Here is a 25086-nt window from a genome sequence, read left to right as displayed (position 1 = left end):
GGCTCGCCTGCGCCTTGGCATCGGCGAGATCGAGCGTCTGCTGTTGGGCAGCGCCCGCTTGCCGCCCGTGATCCCGCGCGCTATGGCGGTTTCATGGGGAGGGAGCGCCTGATGCGCATCGCGGTCACCGGCACGCATGGCAGCGGCAAGACGACGCTGATCGATGATTTCGTCTCGGCGCGGCCGGACTATGAAAGCGTGCCCGAGCCCTATTGGCTGCTGGCGCAGGAGGGCGTGCCCTTCGCGGATGGGCCGAACAGTGCGGATCTTGAGGAGCAGCTCCGGCAAAGCTGCAATCTCATCCTCGACCATGCGGGCGAAGGCAACTTGATCTTCGACCGCTGCCCGCTCGATTTCCTCGCCTATCTGGATGTCGTCAGCCATGGCGAGGGTTTCGAATGGGTGCCGGACGGGAAGCTGCTGACCCGCATCGGCAGGGCGCTGGCGACGCTCGACTGGCTGGTGTTCGTGCCGCTGCTGCCCGTCGACGAGATCGAGGCCCCAATCGAATATCCGCAGCTGCGCGCGCGCGTCGACCGGCGGCTGAAAGCCATGCTGCGCCAGGACGAAATGGGTCTGCTTGCGACCGGCCCGCGCCTGCTGGAGGTCTCGGGCTCGCGCGAGGCCCGCGTCGCCCAGATCGCGGCGGCGTTGCGGTGAGGGGAAGCTATTTCGCCGGTGCGGCTGGATCGGAGCCGCGGGGATCGGCTGAAGCGGAATCCGGGCGGAAATTGTTCGTTCACGGATATTCAGCTAGCCTTATGTTTATCTCTCTGGTGCCGTCCCATTTATTTCCGGAAAGGTCCTCGGCTCGACAGTTAAGCCGGCCGCAGATATTGTCCATGGTCTTGGGCGACGATCTGCATACTGCAGGCTTGTTGACCGACGGGGGCGGATTTGCCATGACGTCCCGCAATCGGGCTTCGGGCGCTTTCGCCGATATTGCGAGGGAGGCCCCATGAAGCTCACCTGCCTGTTGGCAATTGCTTCGATGTTTCTGCTGCCGCCTGCGGCGCGCGCCGACGGTTCGCCCGCATCGCTCCCGGCGCCGGATCCCCTTTTTAAGGGAACGATCGGGCGAACCACAGCCGACTCGAAGTCGGATTTTCCTCAGCCCATATCCGCTCCAAAGGGTGCGCCGAACATATTGCTGATCCTGACCGACGATGTCGGATTCGGCGCGTCGACGACCTTCGGCGGACCGATCCCGACGCCGACCTTGGACGGTTTGGCGGCCAGCGGCGTCACGTTCAACCAGTTCAACACGACGGCGTTGTGTTCGCCGACGCGTGCTGCGCTGCTGACCGGCCGCGACCAGCACAATGTCCATACCGGCATCATCATGGAGCGCAGCCTCGGCTATCCCGGCTATGATTCGCTGATGCCGAAGAGCGCCGGCACGATCGCCGAGATCCTGCGTGGCAATGGCTACAGCACGGCCTGGTTCGGCAAGAACCACAATGTGCCGGCCTGGCAGAGCAGCGCGGTCGGGCCGTTCGATCTGTGGCCGACGGGGCTCGGCTTCGATTATTTCTACGGCTTCATCGGCGGCGACGTAAACCAGTGGGATCCGACGCTCTTCGAGAACACGACGCCGATCGAGCCGAAGGAAAAGCTCACTGGCGCGGCGAGGGAAAACTATAATCTCGATTCCGACCTGGCCGACCAGGCGATCCACTGGATCCAGGAGCAACGCTCGCTCGCGCCCGACAAGCCATTCTTCGCCTATTACGTGCCGGGCGCGACACATGCACCGCATCATGTGCCGAAGGACTGGATCGCGAAGTTCAAGGGCCAGTTCGACCAGGGCTGGGACAAACAGCGCGAGGCGACCTTCGAGCGCCAGAAGCAGCTCGGCGTCATTCCGGCCTATACCCTTTTGACGCCGCGTCCGGCAAACCTCCCGGCCTGGGACAGTCTCGATGCTCGGCACAAGGAGCTCTTCGCCCATATGGCGGAGGTCTATGCCGCCTTCCTCGCCTATGACGACTACAATATCGGCCGCGTCATCGATGCGGTGAGGCAGGCCGGAGAACTCGACAATACGCTCATCATCTTCATCGAGGGCGACAATGGCGGCAGCGCCGAGGGCACGCTGCAGGGTACCGCCAATGAAGTCGCCGCGGTAGGCAACGGCGCCAAGGAGAGTTTCGACTATCTCTATTCGATCAAGGACCAGTTGGGCGGGCCGCTGCATTACAATCATATGCCGGTCGCCTGGTCCTGGGCGTTCAACACGCCCTTTCAATGGACCAAGCGCTACGCCTCGCATTTTGGCGGCGTGCGCAACGGCATGGTGATGAGCTGGCCGGAGCGGATCAAGGATGCCGGCGGGCTGCGCCCGCAATTCCACTATGTGACCGACATCATGCCGACCATTCTGGAAGCGGTCGGCCTGCAGGCGCCGGACATGATCAACGGGGTCAAGCAGCTCCCGATCGACGGCAAGTCCATGGCCTATGCCTTTGCCGATGCGAAAGCGCCGAGCCCGCGCACGACCCAGATGTTCGAGATGTTCGGCAATCGCGGCATCTATCATGATGGCTGGATGGCCTCGACGACGCCGCTGGTCTTTGCCTGGGAGCCGGAGCCGAAGGGTATCACGCAGGAGAGCTTCCATTGGGAACTCTATGACCTCAGCAAGGATTTCAGCCAGGGCAAGGATCTATCGGCCTCCATGCCCGAGAAGCTGCGCGAAATGCAGGATCTCTGGTGGGCGGAGGCGGGCCGCAACAATGCGCTGCCGCTCAATTTCAGCCCGCAGGCAACGGTCGAGGCCATCTTCCAGCGTCCGAGCCTGACGCGCGGCCGGAGCGAGTTCGTCTATCATCAGGGCACGGTTCGCATCCCGGAAGGCACCGCGCCGAGTTTGAAAAATACGTCCTACAGCATCACAGCGAAGATCAACGTGCCGGCGGACGGAGCCGATGGCGTCATCATCACGCAGGGCGGACGCTTCGCCGGCTGGGGCCTGCTCGTGCTGGATGGCAAGCCGGTCTGGGCCTACAGGAATACACAGCAGCCGAAGGACGGCATAAGGATCGAAGGTGCCGACAGGCTTGCGCCCGGCGATCACAGCGTGACGCTCGATTTCGCATATGACGGCCAGAAGGGCGAGTTCGGCAAGGGCGGCAACTACAGGCTCTCCGTCGACGGCGCGAAGGTGGCCGAGACGAAGATCGCGGCGACCGTGCCGTTCATCTATTCGGTCGACGAGACGTTCGATGTCGGCGAGGACCGTGGCACACCGATCCTTGAGGACTATGCCGACCGGATGCCGTTCGCCTATGGTGGCAAGATCGCCGAAGTTGTGCTCGACTTGAAGGGAGCGGCGACCGATAGCGGCGCGCCGACGGATCCGGACGAGTGAAGCGTTCGGCTTGGGGGCTCAGGGCTTGGTTCGGACGACTTGCGGCAGCTCGTACTGTCCCTTGAGTATCTCCACGCTCGGCTGGTAGAGCCGCAAGATGAGATAAAAGGGTCCCTTCGGGGCCGGCAACCAGTTTGCGGCCTCCGGGCCAGCGGGCTTCGCCGCCGAAATGGCCAGCGTCAGCGAACCATCGGCGCCGCGGACCAGACCCTGCGTGTCGGTGCCGATCTTGTACCGGCCGATGTCGTTTGGAACGAGCATCTTGTCGCCCGCATCATACATCGTAACCGACCAGAACCCGTCCACCGGCGGCTCCCTGTCGAACCGTAGCGTGTAGCGGCTGTCGCCGGTCAGCGCCTGGCCGTCCGCGTCCGTATAGCGGATCGGATACATCGCCTCCTTCTCGCCATTGCCGCCGAGATAGGGGCCGGCGACCAGAGAGCGCAGCGCGTAGTTGAAGCCGAAGCTGTCGAGACCGGTCACCCAGTCCCAGCCATTGCGCCGGGAGGCGCTGGTAGCGAGCGCCGAGAGGACGGCATACGGGCCATCGGCGAGGCCGCGCGCGAGTCCCGATTTCATCGGCGGCGTCAGCTTCGATGGATCGAAGCCTCTCTCCGTCAAGCCGATCCTGGCAAATTGCGCAAACAAGGCGGTGTCGGCGGGGCGGACTGGATTGGATTGAAGCGCCGCGGCGAGCTGGTTCAGGAAGCCGAGCTCATCCCCCGTGACATCTGGAAGTCGCGGCAAGGTGGCACTTGGGACCCTGTAATCCGCCTCGCCGATGGCGCTGAGCGGGCGAAGATCGAATTGCGCCTGCAAGGCATGGACCGGTGTTGGATCCTCCCCGGCGCTGATCCGCAAACGGCCCCAGAGCCAGACCTTGCTGGTGGTGACGTCGAGGCGCGTCAGGCCGGCCGGCAGATCATGCTCCCAGCCCGGCGGTACCAGAACATATTGGCCGGCCTTCGTACCCGTAGTGCGGCGGCCAATATAGTGCTCGAGTTCCTGCCACATGTTGAAGACGTTGACGACATAGTAGCGGTCGTTCGTATCCGGCACGGAAAGTACGTAAGGCTCGGTGAGATCGACGACGGCGCTCATATAGAGCGTGTCGTTGTTCGCCGTCGGCATGTCCTTTGCCGCTGACGTCGCCAGTTCCGTCGCCCAGCCAATCTGATTCAGCGGCGCGCGATAGGAGGTCGCGGGCTTGTTTGCCGGGACATCCGTGTAGTCACGGGCGACGCCTTCCATGCGGACGAGAGCATAGCCCCAGACATAGGCCGATACGCCGAGCTGATAGCCGTCGATCTCCAAGCCCTTGGCGAGGTTCTCCGGCGTCGCCGCGAGGCTGAGCAGCGGGTCTGGCGTGGAGGCGGCGAACGCCGCGTCCGGCGTCTGAAAAGCGCAGAGTCCCAATGCGACAATAGCCGAGGCAATTCGTCTTGTTGCCATCAAGCCAGCCCCTCCAAAAGACGCCGGCATCTTCAGATCACTGTCGCGATGCTCTAACGGCCCTGATGGGCAACATTATCCATCCAATCAACATTTTTCTCAACACGGCAGGCCCTGGCGGGACGAGCGGTCTGACGCCCAGCATGCAGAGGGTCAAAATACGGCCGATTCCGCGAAAGTCCGATGTTGCCGCCCGGAGGACGAGCACCGCGATGGCCTCAGACACCCATCCGCTTCAGCAGCGCCGCATTCAATTCGCTGCCCTTGTCCGCGATCGTCTCGATCACGGCGAAATGGTGCAGATCGCCGATCTCGTGCAGGGGGACATAGCCGCCAGCCTGTTCGAGGATGGCGGCATAGTCCCGCTGCTGGCGCTTGAATTCATCGGATTCGCCGCCGCCGCAGACCAGCGTCAGCGGCGGCATGTCGAGCTTGGCGTGATGGAGGGGGCTGTTGCGCCAGGCCATCGGCTCGTCGAGGCCGACCGTCTCGTTCAGATAGGTGAGGCGGATCGGTTCGAGATCGTAGAGGCCGGAGATGGCGACGCCGCCCGCGACGATTTCGGGTGGCAGGGCGGCGTCGAAGCTCTGCCAATGGGTCGAGGCCGCAATCGCCGTCAGATGGCCGCCGGCCGAATGGCCGCAAAGAAAGATCCGGTCGCGGTTTCCCGGGATGAAGCTGCCGGCATTCTTGTAGGTGAACGCGACCGCCGCGCGGACCTGGCGGACGATCTCGTCCATGGTGGCATGCGGCGTCAGCGCATAGTTGATGACGACGAGGTTGACGCCGGCATCGACGACGCCCTCGGCGACGAAACGGAAATCGACCTTGTCCTTCCAGATCCAGTAGCCGCCATGGATGTAGATCAGGATCGGGCCGTTCGGATCGGCGGAGGGGAAGACGTCGAGCTTCTCCGTTTCCAACGGACCATAGGCGATGTCGAGAATGCAGGGCCGGTTCGCGGCGCTCGCGTCGCTGCGCGCGCGCCAGCGATCGAAGATCGCGTAGGAATCGGGCGCGACGAGCCGCTCATATTGCTGGTCGAGGCCGTCCTGGTCGTAGTCGCGATAGACGAGGGTCATGATGCGCTCTTCAATCCAAAATGATCATGCCGTTCCTGCCATTCGATCAGATGATCGAAGGCGGCGTCGAGATCGAAACGGCCGGTCGGGCCGAATTCCTGCGTGAAACGGTCGCCGGAAAGAATGCCGCCATCCTGGTCGCCATAGAGGTTGATCGGCGTACCTTCCCCTTCGCCGACATGGATGTGAAATTCCGGGAAGCGGGCGGCGAGGCGGTCGCACCAGTCGGCGATCGACCAGACATAGGGCGTGCCGAGATTATAGATGCGGTGCTGCGTCGACGGCGCGTCCAGCAGCGTGATCAGCGCGCTCGCCGCGTCGCGCGAGAAATGCCAGTTGCTTGTCCCCCGGCGCGGCAGAAAGGCGGGCTTGCCGGCGAGCGCCAGCGTGTTGGCTTGAAACACCGGGTTCATCGTGTCGCGGATGCCGGTGCGATATTCCCACGGGCCGAACACACCGGCGAGGCGGCCGGCGACCCAATCGAGACCGGTCGAGGCGCCATATTGCTCGAGGATCATCTCGCCGGTCCATTTGGACAGCGAATAGAGATTGAACGGCGCCTTCGGCCATCCCTCGTCCAGCAGCACGTAATCGGGCGTCGGGCCGAAGATGGCGTTGGACGAGACGAGGACGAGACGCTCGACGCCACTCGCGACCGCCGCGCTGGCGACGGCCGTCAGCCCGCCGAGGTTGACGCCGATCGTCAGGCTCGCCTGCGCCTTCTCGCGTTCGGCGTTCGAGGTGATGGCGGCGGCGTGGACGATGCGGCGGACGCCATATTCATCGATGAGGCGACGCATACAGACTTCATTGCGGACATCAGCGACGATCTGCACCAGATGGCCGGACAGTTCGGCGAACTCGAAGGCGGCGATCGCCGGCATCGGGCGGTCAGATACACCGATCACCACCTCGCCGCGCGCGAGGAGTTCCTCGACGATGTTGAGGCCGACGAAGCCACTCGATCCGGTAACGAGAATGCTCATGCCGATTGCCGCCTTCTCTCAAGGTTCATGACGAGGACCGCTCCGCCAGCGCGCGGATCGCCGCGAGCGCGACATTGCGGGCCGCGCGGATGTGCTCGGTGCTGAGCCGGGCTGCCTCTGTGCCGTCTCCCGTCTTCAGCGCCGCATAGAGCGCGCGCATTTCCGTCAGGCTGGCGGCGGGGCGGCCGGGCTGCGACATGGAGAGCGAGCGCAGATAGGAGACGCGGCCATGTAGCGAATTCAGGATCTGTCCGAGCACGACATTGCCGGCGCCCGCGAAGATCTCGTGATAGAGGCGGCCATTGCTGTCACGCTGCGCCTGTCGGTCGCCCGATGCGGCGGCGGCCTCGATCGCGGCCATGGAGGCGTCGAGGCGCCCGGCGCGTTCGGTGGTCATGTTGGCGGCGCAGAGCGCGCAGGCCTCGGCTTCCAGCAGGATGCGCACGTCGTAGAGATCCTGGATCTCGGCTTCCGACATGCGGGCGACGATATAGCCATGGCGACGGTTGCTCTCGATCAGCCGCTCGGCTTCCAATTCGCGGATCACCTCGCGGGCGATGGTGCGCGAGACGCCGTAGCGTTCGCAGATCTCGCGCTCGGTCAGCCGCTCGCCCGGCGCCAGTTCGCCGTCATAGATGGCGACGCGAAGAAGCTCGCTCGCCTGCTGGCGCACGGAGCGGAGCTGAGGCGGAGCGAGCGGACCGGACATCAGCGCAGCCCGTCCTGGCCGACGATCTCGGCTGCATCGATGCCGCCGAGCCGGGCGTTGAGCCGGCCGCGATTGGCGAAGCAGGCGAGGATCGCGATTTCGTCCGGCAGCGGCGCATCGGGCAGGTGCACGCTCATGCCGTCATAATGCGAGCGGACATAGAGCGCGTCCTTGTGCGCCAGCGGCACGTCGATGGTGGCGCCCGGCGCGGCGCGCTTGGAGAAGGAGGAGATCCAGGCCACGCCGCCACCGATGCCTGCGCGCAAGGCGTCGCCGAACGGCGTGGTGATCAGCGCGATGCCGTGCTCCTGCTCGCCCGCGAGGCCGATCACGGCGCCCTTGCCATAGCTCTCGACCGGCTCGCCGCTCATGGCGGCGACCGCGGCCTTGGCGATCGCCGCGCCGAGTTCGGCGCTGGGCTCGATCAGCGGCGACAGGTCTTCGACAAATGGTTTGCCGACGAAGGGGTTCTTGACGATGACGACTACGGCGATCTTGACGAGCGGACGATCGGCGGTGAGCCCGGCCTCGGCCGACGCGATGTCGGTGAGGACGATCTGGCGGCGGATCGCGAGCTTGGGAATGTCGATGATCATCGTGTCGTTACCATCTCGGCGCGCCTTGCCGTCGTTGCGGCAAGATCGAGCGTCAGATCCGGGCGGATGACGACGCCATAGGCGCGGTCGGCGTAGGCGCGGGTGCAGAAACCGTCGAGTACGTCGTCGAGCACGGTTTCGGCCGGCCGCTCCAGTGGATCGCCATAGCCGCCGCCGCAGGGCGAATAGAACGCCATGGTGTCGCCCGCCTTCATGACGACGCCCGAGATCTTGGCATGCTGCGCTTCCGTCGTGCCGGTGCGGTCGGCATGGTTGAAGATGTCGACGCGACCCTCGGCGCCATCCTCGCCGCCGAACAGGCCCCAGGGCTTGTCGGTGTGGCGCTCGGCCTCGTGCGTCATCCAACCGCCATCCAGCAGGCGCTGTTCCTTGACGACGCCGATGCCGCCGCGGAACTTGCCGGCGCCGCATTCGACATCGTCGCGCAGCTCATAGCGGTCGCAGATCATCGGCAGGTGCATGCCGAGATCCTCGATCGGGTTGTTGCGGGTATTGGCCATGAGATTGTCGATCGAATCTGGCCCATCCGAGCGCGGGCGGCCGCCATAGGCGCCCTCGTTCACCTCGATGAAGACCCAGTAGTCGCCGCTTTCCTTCCTGAGGCCCGAATAGGCGACGAAGGAGAGCGACGCCGACGAGCCGGCGATCGCCTTGTCGGGCAGGACCGGCGAGAGCGCACGGATGATGCAGTCGATCATCCGGTTGCACTGCGAGAAGCGCGCCGAGGCAGCGGTCGGGAAGATCGGGTTGAAGATCGTGCCCTTCGGTGCCGTCACCTTGACCGGCCGGAACGAGCCCTCATTGGCCGGTACCGGCACCGCCGATGTGTAGGCGTCGAGCAGCAGCGAGCGGAAGGCGACATAGCAGGCGACCTTGGTCGAGCCCTCGAAGGGCACGTTGAAGGCGGTGGGCACCTGCGGCGAGGAGCCGGTCAGGTCGACCTCGGCCTCGTCGCCGCGGATGCGGACGCAGACCTTGATCGGCAGCCGGACATTGCGGTTGCGTCCGTCATCGTCGAGCCAGCTTTCGGCGTAGTAGTCGCCGTCCGGAATCGCTGAAATGGCCTGGCGCAGCATCTTTTCCGTGTAGTTCATCAGCTCCGCCGAGGCCGCCTCGACGGTCTGCGCGCCATAGGTGGCGTAGAGCTCCTGGAATCGTTTCGCGCCGAGCTGGGCCGAGGCGATCTGCGCGCCGAGATCGTCCTGCAATTGCCGGCCGACGCGGGAATTGTCGCGAAGATAATTCCAGAGCGTCTCGTTGCGCGACCCCGCCTCATAGAGCTTGGCGGCCTTCAGCAGCATCCCCTCGCCGAAGATGTCCTGGATGTCGACGATCAAGCCCGGCGTCGCCGAGCCGATATCGACATGATGCGCGGTATTGGCCGCAAAGCCGATATGCCTCCCCTCGAAGAACACGGGGACGACGACGGCGATGTCCGGCGAGTGGCTAGCGCCGAAATAGGGATGATTGTGGATGACGACGTCGCCCTCGCGCCAGGGCGTGGTCATGGTCGCGTCGATGCCGCGCAGATAGCCGGGGATCGAGCCGATATGCAGCGGCGTGTTGTCACTCTCGCACAAGGTCGCGAAGTCGCGGTTGAACAGCCCTGCGCCGAGATCCTCGCTTTCGCGGATGATCGACGAGAACGACATGCGGTAGAGGACGTAGGCCATTTCCTTGGCGATGGTATGCAGCGCGCCGCCGATGACCTGGAGCGTAACGGGATCGATGCTCATCCTCATGCCTCCCGTGCGATGTGGATATTGCCCGAACGGTGGACGCGGGCGGTGAAGCCAGGCGGCACCAGGGTCGTCGAATTGTGCTGCAGGATGATCGCCGGGCCGGGCACGACATGGCCGGCCAGCAGCTTGTCGCGATCGTAGCGCGGCGTCGGCACGGTCTTGCCGTCGTCGAACGTGGTCGGTCGCTCATAGAGGAAGGCGGGCGACAGGTTCTGCGACGAAGCCTCAGTGAGTTCCGGCCAGACGAGCGGCGGCACTTCGGCGAAGCCGATGACGCGCAGCGTCACCATCTCGACCACGGCGTCATCGAAACGGTAGCCATAATCGCGCTCATGCACGGCATGGAAGGCGGCAACGATATCGCCCGCCGTCGCATTCGAGATCGGTCCATCGGGCAGCGGGGTCCGGAGTTCGAAGCCCTGGCCCTGGTAGCGGCACTCGGCAACACGCTCGAACTGGTGCTCGTCCGGCCCAATCCCGTCTGCCGTCAGGCGTTCAGCGGCGAGCGCCGAGAGGTCGGCCAGCGTCGCGTTGACAGCCGTGAAGTCGGCCGGTTCTGGGCCATTCAGGAGCGTCGGCGTCGAGCGCGTGAACTCATAGGCCATGCGCGTCGCCAGCAGGCCCATGGCGGCGGTGATGCCCGGCGCGGGCGGCACGATCACTTCCTTCGCCGAGACAGCCTCGGCCAGCGCCACGCCATGCAGCGGGCCAGCGCCGCCGAAGGGCATCAGCGAGAAGCGGCGCGGATCGAAGCCGCGCGCCACCGAATTGGAGCGGATGGCGAGCGCCATGTTGGAATTGACGATGGTAACGATGCCGAGCGCGGCCTCGATCAGGCTCATGCCGAAGGGCTCGGCGATCTTCTCGCGAACGGCCTTCTCGGAGAGGGCCGGGTCGATGACCATGTCGCCGCCAAGGAAGCGCTCCGGATCGAGTCGGCCGAGTACGACATGGGCATCGGTAACCGCCGGCTCCGTGCCGCCCTTGCCATAGCAGGCGGGACCTGGGAAGGCGCCGGCCGAGCGCGGGCCGACGCGGAAGGCGCCGCCAGCATCCTGGAAGGCGATCGAGCCGCCGCCGGCGCCGATCGTGTCGAGATCCAGCATCGGCGCCAGCACCGGATGATGCGCCACGACGGTGTCGCGTGGGTTCATGATGCGGATTGCGCCATCGGCGATGACGCCGATATCGGCCGAGGTGCCGCCAATATCGATGGTGATGACATTTTCGACGCCCGACATGGCTCCGGCCCAGCGTCCGCCGATGACGCCGCCGGCCGGGCCGGACATCAGGATGGTGACGGGCCGCTCGGAGCAGGTTGCTACCGTGCCGATGCCGCCATTCGACTGCATGATGCGCAGTTCCGCATTCATGCCATGGCTCTTCAGCCGGCTTTCGAGATTGCCCAGATAGCGCGCCGTGCGCGGCCCGACATAGGCGTTCATCGCCGTGGTCGAGAAGCGCTCGAACTCGCGAATGACATTGGCGACGTCCGAGGAGGCCGAGACGAAGGCTTCCGGCATCTCCTCCTTCACGATCGCCAGCGCCGCCTTCTCATGCGCGTCGTTCAGGAACGAGAACAGGAAGCAGACGATGACGGCCTCGACGCCGCGGCCCTTCATCTCGCGTACTGCGGCGCGGACTTCGTCCAGATCGATCGGCGTCTCGACGCGCCCGTCCGGCGGCAGGATGCGTTCGGTGATAGGCATGCGGTTGCGCCGCTTCACCAGCGGGCTCGTCTGCCAGGGCACGTCGAAATGCAGCGAGAAATTATGCGGCCGCTTGTGGCGAGCGATGTGCAGCAGGTCGCGGAAGCCTTTCGTCGTCAGCATGCCGACTTCGGCGCCGTTCTGCTCGATCGTGATGTTGGTCGCGACCGTCGTGCCGTGCACGACGAGCTCGACCGCCTTCGGATCGACGCCGGCGAGGCGGCAGATGGCGAGGATGCCGTCGACGACGCCGATCGACTGGTCGGCGGGCGTGGACGGGACCTTGTGCACGAAGACGGTGCGGCCGTCCGGGCCCGCATCCGCCTTCTCCAGCACGAGGTCGGTAAAGGTGCCGCCGACATCGACGCCGATCTTGACCATGGAAGTTCCTTGAAGGCTGCGGCGGGGCCGCTCAGACATTGCGCGTCGGCAGATGCGAGAAATAGGTGAGCACCGTATCGAGGCTCTCGACGTCGCCGAACTTGGCGTCGATGTCGAAGAGGTTCCATTCGACCGCGCCGGCGATGCGGTCGCCGACGCATTCGCGCACCACGATCGGTCGGAACCCGGCCCAGAGCGCATCCTCGCAGGAGAGGCGGACGCAGGAGGAGAGCGTCACCCCGGTCAGGATCACGGTGTCGATGCCGAGGCTGGTCAGGTGGCCGGCGAGGTCGGTGCCCTGGAAGGCGCTGGCTCGTTTCTTGACGATCAGAAGTTCGTCGTCCTGCCGTTCCAGCCGGTCGTCGATCTCGCAGAGCGGGCTGCCGGCCTTCAGATGTTCGAGCGGGATCTTCTTGCCCCAGAGCCCGGTATCGGCGAACGGCCCCTCGACAATATCGTAGGCGCAGGTGGTGAAGACGATCGGCAGTCCGAGCGCCCGGCCGGCGGCGATCAGCTTCTGCGTCGACGGGATGATGGTTTCCATGCCGTCGCAGGCAAAGGGACTGCCCGCCGTCGTCCAGGCCTTGGCGAGATCGACATTGATGATCGCCGGCCTGGCGCCGAAGCCGAGCCGGCGCATGAAGCCGCGGCCCTTGTAGAACTTGGAATATTCCTGGAAGGCGGTTTGCAGCGCCGCCTCGAAATCACGATCCATGAGCTCGCCTCGCCATTGATCACACGAGGTTCGTACGATTGTATGACAAAGTCAACGCGGCAATATTGGGCAGATTGGAGAGGTTTTGGGCGTCGTGCCGGCGGGGCGATCGTCGTGGAGGCGCATGGCCTCCTGATCGGTTCAGGGTTGGCTGGCGGCCCATGCGGTGTCGGAATCGGGAGCCGATCGCCAGCCCGCTCAAGACAAGGCGCCCTCATCCCGGATCGGGTCCGGGATGAGGGCGGAGTTGGTCGTGCGGTCGGTGCTTCCAGCAAGCCGCCGACCCGCCTCAGTTCGGAAAGTGCTCCACATGGGTCTCGGCAGTTCGTCCGATATAGAGCGCCCGCCGGCCGGAAAAGGAAACGATATAACCGGCGCAGCCGGCCGCCGCGGCCTTTCGGCAGAAGCCCTTGTAGGTGTAGCCCGGCACCAATTGCTGGGCTTCGCGGATCGCCTCTCGGATGGCCGCGACGTCGAAGGCTGGGGCCACGGGCGTTTCGGTCCGGTGCGTGCGCAATTCGATGCTGTCGCCGTCCGGCGTAAAATAGGTCGCAGTCGACCGGCGGAAGTCGATCGCATAGCTTTCAAAGCCGGCTGCGTCGAGGGTCCCTACGATCTGCGGAAAGCCCATGCCGTTGCTCTCCGCGCCGTCGAGGCAGACCTGCGCGATCGATGTCCTGTCGTTTTCCATCATTTCTCTCTGCCTTGTGTCGGGATGGTTCACTCGACCGGGATAGTCGTCATCTGGCGGTGCTCGGCGATCCGCTTCAGGAGACGTTCCAGCGACCGACGCTCGTCCGCGCTCAGGAAATCGAAGAATTCGGCGTCGTTCTGATCGGCAAGAGCTGCCAGTTCCGGCACCAGCGAGGTCCCTTGCGGCGTGAGCGCGAGCGTCTGGGCGCGACCGTCATTGACGCTGGCCTCGCGGACGATGAGCGCCTTGGCGATCAGCCGGTCGGCGAGCTTTGTGATCGCCCCGCGTGTCATTCCCATGTCGTCCGCGAGACGGCTCGGCGGCATCGGCTCCTTGCCATGCAGCGATCGCAATATCACCCATTCGGCCACGGTCACGCCCTTGACGGCGACCTTGGCCGCGAAGGCCTGAGAGACATGGTTGGAGACGGATCGCAGCCAATATCCGAGGTGCGATGAGAGCTCCGATGGGGGTAGGGAGGCCGCCATGACGTGTCCTTGATTGACTAGGAAACTATCGCTTATTGGTTTCCTAGTCAACTATGACGCACTACGCTGGCCCTAGCCGTCAGGCGGCTGGCTCGGCTAAGCTGGCGGATGGACAGGGAAAGGTGGCGAATGACCGGCGCGGGTGAGCTGAAACGGATGATCGCCGCGGGTGCGGGACGGGAGAAGGCCGACCTCGTCGTCAAGAATGTCCGTCTGCTCGACGTGATCACCGGCTCGGTCGATACGACCGACGTGGCGATTGTCGGCGACAGGATCGTCGGCACTCACGACGAATATCGGGGGACACGCGAGATCGACGGGGCGGGACGCTTCTGCGTGCCGGGCTTCATCGACACGCATCTCCATGTCGAATCCTCGCTGGTGACGCCGTTCGAGTTCGATCGCTGCGTGCTGCCGCATGGCGTGACGACGGCGATCTGCGATCCGCACGAGATCGCCAATGTGCTGGGCGCCGCCGGCATCCGCTATTTCCTCGATTGCGCCGAGCGGACGGTGATGGATCTGCGGATCAATCTCTCCTCCTGCGTCCCCGCGACATCGTTCGAGACGGCCGGGGCGCAGTTGGAGATCGATGACCTGCTGCCTTTCGCCGACCATCCGAAGGTGATCGGCCTTGCCGAGGTGATGAACTTTCCGGGCGTGATCGCCGGCGATCCCGGCCTGATGGCGAAGCTTGCTGCATTTCAGGACCGGCACATCGACGGCCACGCGCCGCTGCTGCGCGGCATGGCGCTCTCCGGCTATCTCGCCGCCGGCATCCGCACCGACCATGAGGCGACCAGCGCGGCGGAAGCGCGCGAGAAGCTTGCCAAGGGCATGGTGATCCTGATCCGCGAAGGGTCCGTCTCGAAGGATCTCGCCGCGCTCGCCGAGGTTCTGGACGAGAACACTTCGTCCTTCATGGCGCTCTGCACCGATGACCGCAATCCGCTCGACATCCATGAGGAAGGTCATCTCGACGGGCTGATCCGCATGCTGATCGCGCGCGGCCGGCCGCTGCACCATGTCTATCGCGCCGCCTCCTGGTCGGCGGCCCGCGCCTTCGGCCTTCGCGATCGCGGTCTCGTGGCGCCGGGCTGGCGAGCGGACTTCGTGCTGCTCGACAATCTGGAGCAATGCCGCGTCTCGGCCGTCGTCAGTGCCGGCCGCCTCGTCGATGACGCGCTGTTCGATGCACGAGAAGAGGTTCCGCCGGTCGGCTTCGGTTCGGTCCAGGCGCCGCAAGTCACCGCTTCCAGCTTCGCGATCTCCGCCCGACGCGGCAATCAGGAGACGCCGGTGATCGGCGTCGATGCAGGCCTCATCATCACGCGGCACGAGAAGGCGGTGCTGCCGGTCGTGGATGGCGAAATGACAACCGACCTGGCGAAGGACATCGTCAAGGTGTCGGTCGTCGAGCGGCATGGCAAGAACGGCAATATTGGCCGCGGCTTCGTCACCGGCTTCGGGCTGAAGCGCGGCGCGATGGCTTCTTCGGTCGGCCACGACAGCCACAACATCACCGTGATCGGCGCCTCGGACGCGGACATGGCGGCGGCGGTCAACCGCCTGCGCGAGACCGGCGGCGGTTTCGTCGTCGTCGAGGACGGCACGGTCGTGGCCGAACTTGACCTGCCGATTGCCGGCTTGATGTCGGATCAGCCCTTCGGTCATGTGCGCGGCAAGCTGCATCATCTACGCGACGCGGCGCATGGTCTCGGCTGCACGCTGCCCGAACCCTTCCTGCAAATCGCCTTCCTGCCGCTGCCGGTCATCCCGCATCTGAAGATCACCGACCGCGGCATGTTCGATGTCGACAAGTTTGCGCTGATCGAGGATTAGGGGCGTGAGATGGCTGTTCGTGCTCTTCGCCTCTCCCAAAGGGAGAGCTCGGACCGCAGGTCCGGGTGAGGGGTTGCGGCGCTATCCGGGGAGTTCCCTAACCGCTCACACGCCGCCTCGCCGTCGACCTCTCCCTCTGGGGGAGGTGAAAGAAAAGATCCTCGCGATCGGAACCCGTCGCCATGAGCCGCATCTACTGCCTCTCCACAGTCGATCTCGATCGCGTCTTCACAATCGATCATTTGCCGGCTCATGACGAGAAGATGTTCGCCTCCGCCTATCGCGAGGTGGTCGGCGGGCAGGGCGTGTTCACGGCTCGGGCGCTCGCGGCGCTTCGGGCCCCAGTGACATTCGTCGGCACGGTCGGCGACGATCGGACGGGAACCTTTCTGGTCGAGGAGATGCAGCGCGTTCCGGGACTTGCCGTGAAAATCGAGCGACTGCCCGGCGTCGCCAGCGGCAGCTGCATCATTCTCGTCGACAAGACCGGCGAGAAGGCGATCGTGCTGGCGCCGATCCATGACGATCTGGTGAAGCGCCTCGGCGAGACCCTGCATGTCGCGCATGGCGACATCGTCACCTGCAATTTCTTTGATCCCGCCGCGCTGCAGTCGCTGTTTGCCCGTGTGCGCAGCGAAGGCGGCATTTCGATCATCGACATGGAATTTACCGGCATCCGCATCCATGGCTGGGACGCGACCTTCGCGACCGCCGCCACCGCCGACGTGATCTGCACCAATGCTACCGCGCTCTCCGCCTGGTGCGAGAAGGAAGCCGTCTCCGGCGAGCTTCTCGATCGGGCCGAGCGGCTTGCCATGGCGCTGGCCGGCGACCGGCGCCGCGTCTGCGTCACCCTCGGCGGCGGCGGCGTCCTCGTCCATGAAAGCGGGCGCTCGGTCCATGTGCCGGCGCTACCGATCCGCCCGGTGAATACGACGGGCGCTGGAGACACTTTTCTCGCCGGCATCGCCTTCGCGCTCTCGCGTGGCGACCGCTTCGTCGATGCGGCCGGTCTTGCGACACGGATCGCCGCCGATTTTCTCGTTCACGGCCGGGTCGATCCGGACCGCATCGGACTTTGACGCTTTCCCCCTTGCCCTGCCATTTTCGTTCTTCGAAGGAGTTTCCCTTGACCGCATCGTCCCTCACCCTTGCCGAGCGCATCGAAAACGTTCTCGCCGCTGCCTGTCTCGGCGACGCCCTTGGTGCGCCGCCGGAAGCGATGTATCCGGGTGATATTCCGGCGCTGTTCGGAGGCAAGATCACACGTTTCTTCGCGCCCACGCCCATGGCACCATTCTCGATCGGCTCGGCGCCGGGTTCGCTCACGGACGATGCGACGCAGATGCTGGCCATGGCCGAGATCCTGATCGAGTCGAAAGGCCAGCCGACGCTCGCCGATGCGGCGCGAGGGCTGATCCGCTGGTCCGATGATCCGCGCGGCTTCGGCCGCTTCGCCGGCCCGACGACCAAGGCGGCGATCGACCGGCTGAAGGCCGGCGAAGACCCCTCCGTTGTCGCGACGCCTCCGCTCTATTCCGCCTCGATGGGAACCACCAATGGCGCAGCAATGCGGGCGCCGGTCGCCGGCTGCGTGCGTCCGGGCGATATAACGGGTGCTGTGGATGTGGCATCCATCCTGTCGGCGCCGACGCACAATACGCAGATTTCCTGGTCGGGTGCCGGCGCCGTCGCGGCTGCCATCGCAGCCGGCCTGGCGCGCGATGGCCGCATCAGCCTCGCCGATGCAGCGATGGCCGGGGCCGAGGCCGGCGAGAAGCTCGCCGTCACCCGCGGCCGTTTCGCCGCAGGCCCCAGCGTTATCCGGCGCATGGAACTGGCGCTGACCATTGCCGAGCGCTTCAAGGGCGATGTCGACGGCGCCATGAATGAACTGGGCGCGGTGATCGGTGCCGGTCTGCCGATGGCCGAGGCTGTGCCGACGGCGATCGGACTGGTTGTCGCAGAGGGCAATCCGTGGGCGGTGATCGTGGCGGCGGCCAATGCCGGCAATGATTGTGACACGCTGGCGCTGATCGCCGGCTCAATCGCGGCGGCCTGGACCGACGCGATTGGCGCGCCGGACGACCTCGTCGCCGAATTGAAGCTCGTCAACGGCCTCGATCTCGGCGCGGTCGCCGCGGAACTCGCCGCGGTCGCGCCTCGATAGGGTAGCCGCTACTGCTCGATCGAGGCGCCGCTCTCTTCTTCTTCGAGCGTGATGGCGACGGCGGCATTGGCGGAGAGCCGCACAGTGCCGTTCTCCACGTCAGCCACGAGGCCGAGCGGGATGAAGTGATGGTCGCCGCGATGGTGACCCTCGCCGCTATCGGTCTTGATCAGCTTGATGCGGTCGCCCTCGACCTTATCGACGGTTCCGACATGGACGCCGTCGGCGCCGACGATTTCGGCGTGCTCTTTGATTTCTGCGGCGATGGACATGGTCGCTGGCTCCTGTTGATGCCAGGACAACGCGTCAACGCGGGGAAGGATGCAAAATGCCGGGCTCCTTCGAGCCCGGCATTGGAAAGGACCGCTATTGCGGGATTTCCACATGGCCGCCGAAGCCGAAGCGCATCGCCGAGAGCATGCGGTCGGCATAGGTGTGCTCCTCGCGCGAGCGGAAGCGCGCGAACAGCGCCGTGGCGAGGACCGGGATCGGAACCGCCTCCTCGATCGCCGCCTGCACCGTCCAGCGGCCCTCGCCTGAATCGGCGACCGAGCCGGAATAGTGCGACAGCTCCGCATCGCTTGCGAGCGCCAGGGCCGTCAGGTCGAGCAGCCAGGACGAGACGACGGAACCGCGGCGCCAGACCTCGGCGATATCGGCCATGTTGAGATCGTAGCGCTCATCGGCCGGGAGCTCCGCCGAATTCTTCATCTTCAGGATGTCGAAGCCCTCGGCATAAGCCTGCATCAGGCCATATTCGATGCCGTTGTGGACCATCTTGACGAAATGGCCGGAGCCGGCCGGACCGGCATGGATATAGCCGCGCTCGGCGCGGTCATCGGGCGAGTTGCGGCCGCGCGTCCGGTCGATCGTGCCGATGCCGGGCGCGAGCGTCGCGAAGATCGGGTCGAGATGGGTCACGATGTCGGCCTCGCCGCCGATCATCATGCAATAGCCGCGCTCCAGGCCCCAGACACCGCCCGAGGTGCCGACATCGACATAGTGCAGGCCCTTGCCGGACAGTGTCTTTGCGCGCCGGATATCGTCCTTGTAGAAGGAATTGCCGCCATCGATGATGATGTCGCCGGCTTCGAGCAGGCTGGCGAGTTCGGTGATCGTGCCCTCGGTCGGGCCGCCGGCCGGCAGCATGACCCAGATGGCGCGCGGCTTTGCGAGCTTGGCGACGAAATCCTCGAGCCCGCTCGCGCCGGCGCCGCCATCGGCGACGACGGCGGCGACCGCCTCGGCACTGCGGTCATAGACGACGGTCATATGGCCGTCCCGCATCAGGCGTCGGGCGATATTGGCGCCCATGCGGCCGAGGCCGATGATCCCAAGCTGCATGTCAGTCTCCCTTGATCGTTCCTGCCGGAGCGCAGTCGCCCCGTCTCTAGCGCAACTCTATGAACAGTTCGGAACAGCCGCCAGCCCATCTTGTCGTCCGGGCCGGCCGTGGCATTGTGCGACCGCAACAAGGGGCGGCGAATCGCGTGGATCCACTTTTTTCGACCTTCGACTTTGCCGCGCTGCTCTTCATCATGGCGGCGGCCATCGGCGTCCTCAACGAGCGGACGATCGACCTGCCGCGCCCGATCGCGCTGCTGATCGGAGCGCTGCTGATTTCCGGCGTGCTGATGATGCTCTCCTCGCTGCTGCCCTATGATCTCGACCATCGCGCGCGGCTGCGCCTCAGCCATGCCGACCTGCCGAAGCTGCTGCTCGACGGCATATTGGCGCTGCTCTTGTTCGCGGCGAGCCTGCATGTCGATGTCGTGGCGCTCCGCCGGCGCGCCGTGCCGATCTTCGTGCTGGCGAGCATCGGCGTCTTTCTCGCCACGGGTCTCTTCGGCGTCGGCATCTATGGCGTCTTCGCGGTTGCCGGCGTCGGCGTGCCGCTGGTCTGGTGCCTCGTGCTCGGCGCGATCCTGGCGCCGACCGACGCCGTCGCCGTCGACCAGCTTCTGAAGCGGGTCCATATGCCGGGCGAACTCCGCGCGCTGATTTCCGGCGAGAGCCTCTTCAACGACGGCGCGGCCGTCGTGCTGTTCTTCGCCCTGCTGGCGGCGGCCAGCGGCGATCCGCATGCGCTCGGCAATGGCCGGATCGCGATCGAGTTCGTCGTCGGCGGCGTCGGCGCGGCCATGCTCGGCCTTGGCGCCGGCTATTTCGGTGCTTTCGTGCTGCGCAAGACCAAGGAGCCGACGCTTTCGGTCATCATCTCGCTGGCGCTCGTCTTCGGCACCTATCGCGGCGCGGCCTGGCTCGATATTTCCGGGCCGATCGCCGTCGTCGTCGCCGGCCTCGTTTTCTTCCACTCCGGTCCGGCCGAGAACAAGGCCACGGCGCACCGTGCGGCGTTGAAGGATTTCTGGGCTATCGCCGACGATCTGGTCAACACGCTGCTCTTCCTGTTCATGGGCTTCGAGATCCTCGCCGTGCCCTTTCTCTCCGGCGGCTGGCTGCCGATCCTTGCCGCCGTGCCGCTGGCGCTCATCGTCCGCTTCCTCAGCGTATCGCCGCCGGTGCTCCTCGAACGTGCGCCGCCCGGCGGGCGCTGGCCGGCGATCGGCGTTCTGACTTGGACGGGGCTGCGCGGCGGCATCTCGCTCGCGCTCGTGCTCGGCCTGCCGGAGGGGCCGTATCGCGATGCGCTGGCGGCGGTCTGCTATGCCGTCGTCGTCTTCACCGTCATCGTGCAGGGGCTGACCACGCCGGCGGTCATCCGCTCCCTCTATCGGGGGGATTTCCGCTCGCCATAGCCATAAGGGGCCGATCGTTGCATGCTGGCGTCAACCATAAACGGGGAAACGCCATGCAGAAGCTCATCGTCATGCAATCGCTCTGGGCCATGGAACGCCGCCAGCCCGACGGGATGGAGAGGACGCTCGAACAGAACCTCGAAATGATCGTCGAGGCGGGCTATGAGGGCGTCTCGACCGATTGGCGCGACCGCGCCCGCTCGCGGCGAATCGCCGAATTCATCAAGCCGCATGGGCTGGTGGCCGAGGGCCAATGCTTCCCGAAGACCGTCGACGACCTCAAGGAAGCGCTCGACATCGCCACCGAGACCGGCATCCATCATCTCGATTTGCAGCCCGATGTGCGCCCGCGCACGCTCTATGAATGCATGCCGCTGATCGAAGGCTGGACGCGGCTGGCCGAGGAGGTCGACTTCCCCGTCTATATCGAGACGCATCGCGACCGGATGACGACGGATCTCTATTTCGTCCTCAACCTGCTCGACGCCTTCCCGAATTTGAAGCTGCTCGGCGACCTCTCGCATTTCCTCGTCGGGCGCGAGTTCGCGACGCCGGTCGACGAGACCAATCACGGCTATATCCACCGCGTGCTCGACAATTGCTGGGCACTGCACGGCCGTGTCGCCAGCCGCGAACAGGTACAGATCGAGATCTCCTTCCCGCATCACAAGATGTGGCTCGATCTGTTCCTCGGCTGGTGGGAATACGGCATGCGCTCCTGGCGCGGCCGCGCCGGCACCGACGAAAGCCTCTCCTTCGTCTGCGAACTGGGCCCCCAGCCCTACGCGATCTCCGGGCCGGACGGGGCCGACCTGTCGGATCGCTGGAGCGATGCGCTGATTATGCGCGAGGCGGTGGAGACGCTGTGGGCGAGGATCGCAGCCGAGGGATAGGACGGGAGGCCGGACGCGACATCCGGTCGCCGCCCCCACCGAGCGGCAGCGCCATATCTGTGCGGTTCGCGAAGGCTCAGTGCTGATGGCCGGATCCATTGGCCTCGCACGCGTCGCCCTCGCACGGCCAGTGAAACGCCAGGATGATCATCGCGTTGGGGCGCAGGAGCGTCTGCTTATCGACGATCGCCGGGGCGCCGAGATCGAGGCAGATATTAACGATGAGATAGGTGATGAGCGGCTTGTCCCGCATCGGAACGCCGTTGCCATCGAGCTGATATCGACCCAGCGCATAGGTCGGGGTCGGCCAGAAGCCGGTCGTATTGCCGGCGGCCAGAACCAGCCGGTTCACGCACGGGTGGCTCGTCGGCATCGGGTAGACCAGCGCCTGATAGGTCGGGTTCGTTTGCCGGATCGTGTAGATGCTCCCCTGCGACAGAGGAACAGGGGTAAGGCCGGTCAGGAACGAGGTAGCCGCGTAGCCGCCGAATTTCCCCTCCGCCTCAGGAGAACTAAGCGTTTCCCCATCGGTCATGATGCCGACTTCGCTCGACAGCCAGTGGCTTGGGAGCACCAGAGGACGGGACGGAAGGCTTCCGATTTTCGAGGGATCCTGGCTCGAATTTTCCTGAGCGAGGATCATTTCGATCGCGTTGGAAAGACCCTGCTGCGCCGAAAGGAATTTCGGCAGGTCGGCATTGGGATCGGGGACAGTGAACTTCCCATCGACATTGAACTGGGGCACGAGGCGCATCAGCCCTTCCGGACTGCACAACAGTTCCGCCTGCTCGGATAAGGTCGCGGCGCTCACAAGAGACGAAGCAAACATCGCGCCGGCGAAGACAACCGTCCGAATAGAGAAGACAGACATAGCAATGCTCCCCCCGAATGAATTGTGAACCGGTAGGAGTTCTTGCGGTTTTTTTGTGTGCTGTCGAGGGAGGTGAGGGCAGGGCAGCTCGTTACCTGCGGCAATGCTTCGAGGCGGTGTCGGGGGTTGTGGGCGAGGAAGGCGGAAGGGGCGCTTGGGCAACACTTGTTGATGGCTTTTTTGGCCCGAAGCGGACCTCAGCGGCTCTTCGATAGTGACGCGGACTTTTGGGAGGGCGCATCATCGTCGTCGAAGGCTACCTACTGGCTTTTCGGCCCTTGATCGCGGTTGCCCAGCCGTGAACCGTAATGGCGCCGCTGGCGCTGGCCGGCAGTCGCGCCTGCAACAGGCGTTTCATCTCCGCGCTCTCCGCATCCGACAGCCGTTCCGCGATCCCGCTGGGGCCGCTGACGACCATCGACAGCCAGTAGTCATCGAAATCCGCGTAGGTTCGCTCGACGACCAGCTCGCGCGTCTCGATATCGCGCAGACCGAATTCCGCCCACAAGGCTTTGAGCGCATCGAAACGCGAAACTTCTAAGCTGGGCGGGAGCACCACGGGCTGGCCGATTTCCCGCAAGACGTCCCATACGAGCTGCGGCGGCGTACCACCGCGCAACATGTCCCATGTGTAGGAGGCGACCATGCCGCCAGGCTTGGTCACGCGCAGCATTTCAGCGACACCCTTCTTCGGGTCCGGGACGAAGAACAGCACCAGCGCCATCACCGCCGCATCGAAACGCGCGTCGGCAAACGGTAGCGCCATGGCGTCGCCGACCGAAAGCTCGACCTGTTCCGCCGATATTCTTCGCCGCGCCGCCGCGATCTGTTCTTCGGAAGGATCGATGGCGCAAATAGAGGCTGGGGACCATTGGGCGAGGAGCAACTCGGTGAACGCGCCGTTGCCGCATCCGATATCGGCCCAGTCCAGACCCTGCCTCTGCTGCAGCCAGTCGAGGAACAGCGTCCCCGCCGACCGGCTCCACGGTGCCATGAAGCGCTCGTAAGCCGATCCATCATTGAATCGTATCGTTGGCAATGACGACATCAGAACCTCCTGCACAGACGTCTCTTCAAACCTGGGCGGCGCACGCCTCCACGAGCGTGGCGGCACGCGCCAGCGTGCCGAAGCGGTCGACGCGCGCGGCAAATCCTCGGCAGGCCGTGCGCAGGGCCTCATCGTCGAGCATGCTCATCACGGCGGCGCCAATCTCGACGGGCGCGGCATCCGGCGGCAGGGCGCGACCGAGCCCAAGCGCCGTGGTGCGCGCGGCATTGTCGTCCTGATCCCGACCATTGGGAAGGCAAAGGCACGGCACGCCCGCGCCCGCAGCCTGCATCAGGGTTCCGAGCCCGGCATGGGTGACGACCAGGTCTACATGGGGCATGACGCCGTCATGCGGCACGAACGCCCGCGCCTCGACGGCACCCGACACATCGAGCTGCTCGGGCGCGAGGCCGCGGCCCGTGGTCACGAGAACGTCGAGCGGCAGCGGCGCCAGCGCCTCGCAGATGCTGCGCAAGGTCCCGTACTGATGCTGAAAACTGGTGCTGAGGCTGACCATAACGAAGGGACGCTCCGGGAACCGGCGTGGCCATGGGGCGCCCTCGGCGGGCTCCCGGATCGGCCCGACGAACTGGATGTGGGGCGCGGCGGCGGCGGTGCCGAACTCGGCATAGCTGGCCACAAGCGTCAGCGGCGCCGCCTCGAGCAGGCCCATGAAGGTGCCGTTTCCGCCACGCGCCGGCAAGCCGGCCGCGATCGAGCTCATGAAGCTCTGCGCGCGCCCCTCGGGGCTCCAGGCGATATGATTGAGGGCGACCCATCGCAGCCCGCGCTCCATCGCAGCGTCGAGCGTGGTGATCAGCATGGCATCGATCACGCAGACGTCCGGGCGGATCTCGTCGTGCTTGGCGAGGAAATCCGCTGCGAAGGCCGCCGAGCCGGAGACATGTTGCGCGATGAAGGCGATTTCGTCGTCGGGACCGCAAGGCGCGCCCGAATCCCATTGCGGTGCTGTCGCCAGGCCATGAAAAACGCAGCCATCCCCGGCGAAGCCCTCGGCGAGACTATCATGGGTCAGCACATGAACGTCATGGCCGGCACGCCGCAGTTGGCGGGCCAAAGCGCGCTGCGGCGGCACGTTGCCGCCGCCGTTCCAGAGCGCCATCAGGACGCGCAGCGGGCGAGTGGATGTACTACGCGAAATGGCGCTTGCGGATATCACGGCAAAGCCTCTCTCGTGCGGGCCTACAGCCCAGAGGCCGCCAGGCCCGCCTGCAGATCCTGCGCCGTCATGCACGGCCCCAGCATCACCTCGCAGCCCAGCTGGAAGAACGGCTCGGTGACCTCCGGCATCTGATCCAGGCCCATCATGTCGAAGACGAAGAGGCAACTACGCATCCCCTTGCTGTTCAGAAAATAGGTCGCCTCGGGTCTGAACTTCTCGCCGAATGCTTGGATGGTTGTTTGGAGTCTACCTGACTTCAGTACCTCGGTTCCTTGGATCGCCTCGATATGGGCTTGCAGCATCATTCGCATCGGCTTTTCCCTTTATGTCATCTGTTGCAGACGCGGTCATTCATCCCGCAAACGCGCAGGCGAC

At 65.1% G+C, this 25086-nt stretch carries 23 protein-coding genes; 7 read left to right on the top strand and 16 right to left on the bottom strand.

Annotated elements, in window-relative coordinates; translation table 11 throughout:
• The first annotated feature begins 111 nt into the window (after nt 1-111).
• Together OSH05_RS23520 and OSH05_RS23515 are read left to right on the top strand one after the other, a co-directional pair.
• Nucleotides 112-660, top strand: a complete 549-nt coding sequence (locus OSH05_RS23520) for an AAA family ATPase (protein WP_104220453.1) — start codon at nt 112-114, stop codon at nt 658-660.
• 298 nt (nt 661-958) lie between these two features.
• Nucleotides 959-3370 (top strand): arylsulfatase, encoded by a 2412-nt coding sequence (locus tag OSH05_RS23515; RefSeq protein WP_104220455.1) that lies wholly within the window; start codon nt 959-961, stop codon nt 3368-3370.
• A gap of 18 nt (nt 3371-3388) precedes the next feature.
• Here the strand turns inward: OSH05_RS23515 and OSH05_RS23510 are convergent, their stop codons facing one another.
• The 10 genes from OSH05_RS23510 to OSH05_RS23465 all read right to left on the bottom strand — a co-directional run bounded on the left by OSH05_RS23510 (nt 3389) and on the right by OSH05_RS23465 (nt 13945).
• Entirely contained in the window at nt 3389-4822 is a 1434-nt protein-coding gene (locus tag OSH05_RS23510; RefSeq protein WP_104220456.1) for a DUF1254 domain-containing protein, read from the bottom strand.
• 218 nt (nt 4823-5040) lie between these two features.
• Nucleotides 5041-5904, bottom strand: a complete 864-nt coding sequence (locus OSH05_RS23505; protein ID WP_104220457.1) for an alpha/beta hydrolase — start codon at nt 5902-5904, stop codon at nt 5041-5043.
• On the bottom strand, nt 5901-6890 hold the full coding sequence (locus tag OSH05_RS23500; protein WP_104220458.1) for an NAD-dependent epimerase/dehydratase family protein: 990 nt from the start codon (nt 6888-6890) through the stop codon (nt 5901-5903). Before OSH05_RS23500 ends, OSH05_RS23505 begins: the two co-directional genes overlap by 4 nt.
• A 25-nt stretch (nt 6891-6915) precedes the next feature.
• Nucleotides 6916-7599 (bottom strand): GntR family transcriptional regulator, encoded by a 684-nt coding sequence (locus OSH05_RS23495; RefSeq protein WP_104220459.1) that lies wholly within the window; start codon nt 7597-7599, stop codon nt 6916-6918.
• The gene (locus tag OSH05_RS23490; protein WP_104220460.1) at nt 7599-8195 is read right to left on the bottom strand and encodes an amino acid synthesis family protein; all 597 of its coding nucleotides are present in this window, start codon (nt 8193-8195) and stop codon (nt 7599-7601) included. The genes OSH05_RS23495 and OSH05_RS23490 overlap by 1 nt, the downstream gene beginning before the upstream one ends.
• Complete coding sequence (locus tag OSH05_RS23485; RefSeq protein WP_104220461.1) at nt 8192-9952, bottom strand: hydantoinase B/oxoprolinase family protein; 1761 nt, start codon at nt 9950-9952, stop codon at nt 8192-8194. The genes OSH05_RS23490 and OSH05_RS23485 overlap by 4 nt, the downstream gene beginning before the upstream one ends.
• A 2-nt stretch (nt 9953-9954) precedes the next feature.
• Entirely contained in the window at nt 9955-12048 is a 2094-nt protein-coding gene (locus OSH05_RS23480) for a hydantoinase/oxoprolinase family protein (protein ID WP_104220462.1), read from the bottom strand.
• A gap of 31 nt (nt 12049-12079) precedes the next feature.
• Nucleotides 12080-12763, bottom strand: coding sequence for an isochorismatase family protein (locus OSH05_RS23475; RefSeq protein WP_104220463.1), 684 nt, complete (start codon nt 12761-12763; stop codon nt 12080-12082).
• A 289-nt stretch (nt 12764-13052) separates the two neighbouring features.
• Nucleotides 13053-13454, bottom strand: a complete 402-nt coding sequence (locus tag OSH05_RS23470) for a DUF1398 domain-containing protein (RefSeq protein ID WP_104220523.1) — start codon at nt 13452-13454, stop codon at nt 13053-13055.
• Between the two features lie 29 nt (nt 13455-13483).
• Nucleotides 13484-13945, bottom strand: coding sequence for a MarR family winged helix-turn-helix transcriptional regulator (locus OSH05_RS23465; RefSeq protein ID WP_104220464.1), 462 nt, complete (start codon nt 13943-13945; stop codon nt 13484-13486).
• Between the two features lie 129 nt (nt 13946-14074).
• Between OSH05_RS23465 and ade the strand changes: the two genes are divergently transcribed.
• The 3 genes from ade (at nt 14075) to OSH05_RS23450 (ending at nt 17957) form a co-directional block, all read left to right on the top strand.
• Nucleotides 14075-15787, top strand: coding sequence for an adenine deaminase (gene ade / locus OSH05_RS23460; protein WP_104220465.1), 1713 nt, complete (start codon nt 14075-14077; stop codon nt 15785-15787).
• 182 nt (nt 15788-15969) lie between these two features.
• Nucleotides 15970-16869, top strand: coding sequence for a carbohydrate kinase family protein (locus OSH05_RS23455; protein WP_104220466.1), 900 nt, complete (start codon nt 15970-15972; stop codon nt 16867-16869).
• A 47-nt stretch (nt 16870-16916) separates the two neighbouring features.
• Nucleotides 16917-17957 carry an ADP-ribosylglycohydrolase family protein gene (locus OSH05_RS23450; RefSeq protein WP_165801667.1) on the top strand — a complete coding sequence of 347 codons (1041 nt, stop codon included), beginning with the start codon at nt 16917-16919 and terminating at the stop codon, nt 17955-17957.
• An 8-nt stretch (nt 17958-17965) separates the two neighbouring features.
• On the opposite strand, the gene OSH05_RS23445 is transcribed toward OSH05_RS23450, so the two are convergent.
• Together OSH05_RS23445 and gnd are read right to left on the bottom strand one after the other, a co-directional pair.
• Nucleotides 17966-18229 carry a DUF2171 domain-containing protein gene (locus OSH05_RS23445; RefSeq protein ID WP_104220468.1) on the bottom strand — a complete coding sequence of 88 codons (264 nt, stop codon included), beginning with the start codon at nt 18227-18229 and terminating at the stop codon, nt 17966-17968.
• Nucleotides 18230-18323: 94 nt separating this feature from the next.
• Nucleotides 18324-19301 carry a phosphogluconate dehydrogenase (NAD(+)-dependent, decarboxylating) gene (gnd, locus tag OSH05_RS23440; RefSeq protein WP_104220469.1) on the bottom strand — a complete coding sequence of 326 codons (978 nt, stop codon included), beginning with the start codon at nt 19299-19301 and terminating at the stop codon, nt 18324-18326.
• Between the two features lie 146 nt (nt 19302-19447).
• On the opposite strand from gnd, the gene OSH05_RS23435 reads away from it, so the two are divergent.
• Complete coding sequence (locus tag OSH05_RS23435; RefSeq protein ID WP_165801668.1) at nt 19448-20716, top strand: cation:proton antiporter; 1269 nt, start codon at nt 19448-19450, stop codon at nt 20714-20716.
• A gap of 53 nt (nt 20717-20769) precedes the next feature.
• Entirely contained in the window at nt 20770-21609 is an 840-nt protein-coding gene (locus OSH05_RS23430; protein WP_104220471.1) for a sugar phosphate isomerase/epimerase family protein, read from the top strand.
• 76 nt (nt 21610-21685) lie between these two features.
• Here OSH05_RS23430 and OSH05_RS23425 read toward each other — a convergent pair whose 3' ends face one another.
• The 4 genes from OSH05_RS23425 to OSH05_RS23410 all read right to left on the bottom strand — a co-directional run bounded on the left by OSH05_RS23425 (nt 21686) and on the right by OSH05_RS23410 (nt 25022).
• Complete coding sequence (locus OSH05_RS23425; RefSeq protein ID WP_133163140.1) at nt 21686-22363, bottom strand: hypothetical protein; 678 nt, start codon at nt 22361-22363, stop codon at nt 21686-21688.
• A 373-nt stretch (nt 22364-22736) separates the two neighbouring features.
• Complete coding sequence (locus OSH05_RS23420; protein WP_266353012.1) at nt 22737-23543, bottom strand: class I SAM-dependent methyltransferase; 807 nt, start codon at nt 23541-23543, stop codon at nt 22737-22739.
• A gap of 10 nt (nt 23544-23553) precedes the next feature.
• Entirely contained in the window at nt 23554-24708 is a 1155-nt protein-coding gene (locus OSH05_RS23415) for a glycosyltransferase (RefSeq protein WP_133163141.1), read from the bottom strand.
• A 23-nt stretch (nt 24709-24731) separates the two neighbouring features.
• Nucleotides 24732-25022: a hypothetical protein gene (locus OSH05_RS23410; protein WP_104220475.1), complete on the bottom strand. Its 291-nt coding sequence runs from the start codon at nt 25020-25022 to the stop codon at nt 24732-24734.
• Between the last annotated feature and the right edge of the window lie 64 nt (nt 25023-25086).

Origin of the sequence: Kaistia algarum (assembly GCF_026343945.1) — a bacterium.
GTDB classification, from domain to species: domain Bacteria; phylum Pseudomonadota; class Alphaproteobacteria; order Rhizobiales; family Kaistiaceae; genus Kaistia; species Kaistia algarum.
The sequence above is the reverse complement of the archived record's forward strand: the minus strand, read 5'-3'. Positions and strand labels throughout refer to the sequence as shown.

What these genes read in the sequence shown, in the direction of transcription:
- OSH05_RS23495 (WP_104220459.1), bottom strand. Translation starts at nt 7,599, where the DNA reads ATGTCCGGTCCGCTCGCTCCGCCTCAGCTCCGCTCCGTGCGCCAGCAG.
- OSH05_RS23455 (WP_104220466.1), top strand. Translation starts at nt 15,970, where the DNA reads ATGAGCCGCATCTACTGCCTCTCCACAGTCGATCTCGATCGCGTCTTC.
- OSH05_RS23425 (WP_133163140.1), bottom strand. Translation starts at nt 22,363, where the DNA reads ATGCGCCTCGTGCCCCAGTTCAATGTCGATGGGAAGTTCACTGTCCCC.
- OSH05_RS23500 (WP_104220458.1), bottom strand. Translation starts at nt 6,890, where the DNA reads ATGAGCATTCTCGTTACCGGATCGAGTGGCTTCGTCGGCCTCAACATC.
- OSH05_RS23445 (WP_104220468.1), bottom strand. Translation starts at nt 18,229, where the DNA reads ATGTCCATCGCCGCAGAAATCAAAGAGCACGCCGAAATCGTCGGCGCC.
- OSH05_RS23515 (WP_104220455.1), top strand. Translation starts at nt 959, where the DNA reads ATGAAGCTCACCTGCCTGTTGGCAATTGCTTCGATGTTTCTGCTGCCG.
- OSH05_RS23490 (WP_104220460.1), bottom strand. Translation starts at nt 8,195, where the DNA reads ATGATCATCGACATTCCCAAGCTCGCGATCCGCCGCCAGATCGTCCTC.
- OSH05_RS23410 (WP_104220475.1), bottom strand. Translation starts at nt 25,022, where the DNA reads ATGCGAATGATGCTGCAAGCCCATATCGAGGCGATCCAAGGAACCGAG.
- OSH05_RS23470 (WP_104220523.1), bottom strand. Translation starts at nt 13,454, where the DNA reads ATGGAAAACGACAGGACATCGATCGCGCAGGTCTGCCTCGACGGCGCG.
- OSH05_RS23430 (WP_104220471.1), top strand. Translation starts at nt 20,770, where the DNA reads ATGCAGAAGCTCATCGTCATGCAATCGCTCTGGGCCATGGAACGCCGC.
- OSH05_RS23480 (WP_104220462.1), bottom strand. Translation starts at nt 12,048, where the DNA reads ATGGTCAAGATCGGCGTCGATGTCGGCGGCACCTTTACCGACCTCGTG.
- OSH05_RS23465 (WP_104220464.1), bottom strand. Translation starts at nt 13,945, where the DNA reads ATGGCGGCCTCCCTACCCCCATCGGAGCTCTCATCGCACCTCGGATAT.
- OSH05_RS23475 (WP_104220463.1), bottom strand. Translation starts at nt 12,763, where the DNA reads ATGGATCGTGATTTCGAGGCGGCGCTGCAAACCGCCTTCCAGGAATAT.
- OSH05_RS23485 (WP_104220461.1), bottom strand. Translation starts at nt 9,952, where the DNA reads ATGAGCATCGATCCCGTTACGCTCCAGGTCATCGGCGGCGCGCTGCAT.
- OSH05_RS23510 (WP_104220456.1), bottom strand. Translation starts at nt 4,822, where the DNA reads ATGGCAACAAGACGAATTGCCTCGGCTATTGTCGCATTGGGACTCTGC.
- OSH05_RS23505 (WP_104220457.1), bottom strand. Translation starts at nt 5,904, where the DNA reads ATGACCCTCGTCTATCGCGACTACGACCAGGACGGCCTCGACCAGCAA.
- gnd (WP_104220469.1), bottom strand. Translation starts at nt 19,301, where the DNA reads ATGCAGCTTGGGATCATCGGCCTCGGCCGCATGGGCGCCAATATCGCC.
- OSH05_RS23520 (WP_104220453.1), top strand. Translation starts at nt 112, where the DNA reads ATGCGCATCGCGGTCACCGGCACGCATGGCAGCGGCAAGACGACGCTG.
- ade (WP_104220465.1), top strand. Translation starts at nt 14,075, where the DNA reads ATGACCGGCGCGGGTGAGCTGAAACGGATGATCGCCGCGGGTGCGGGA.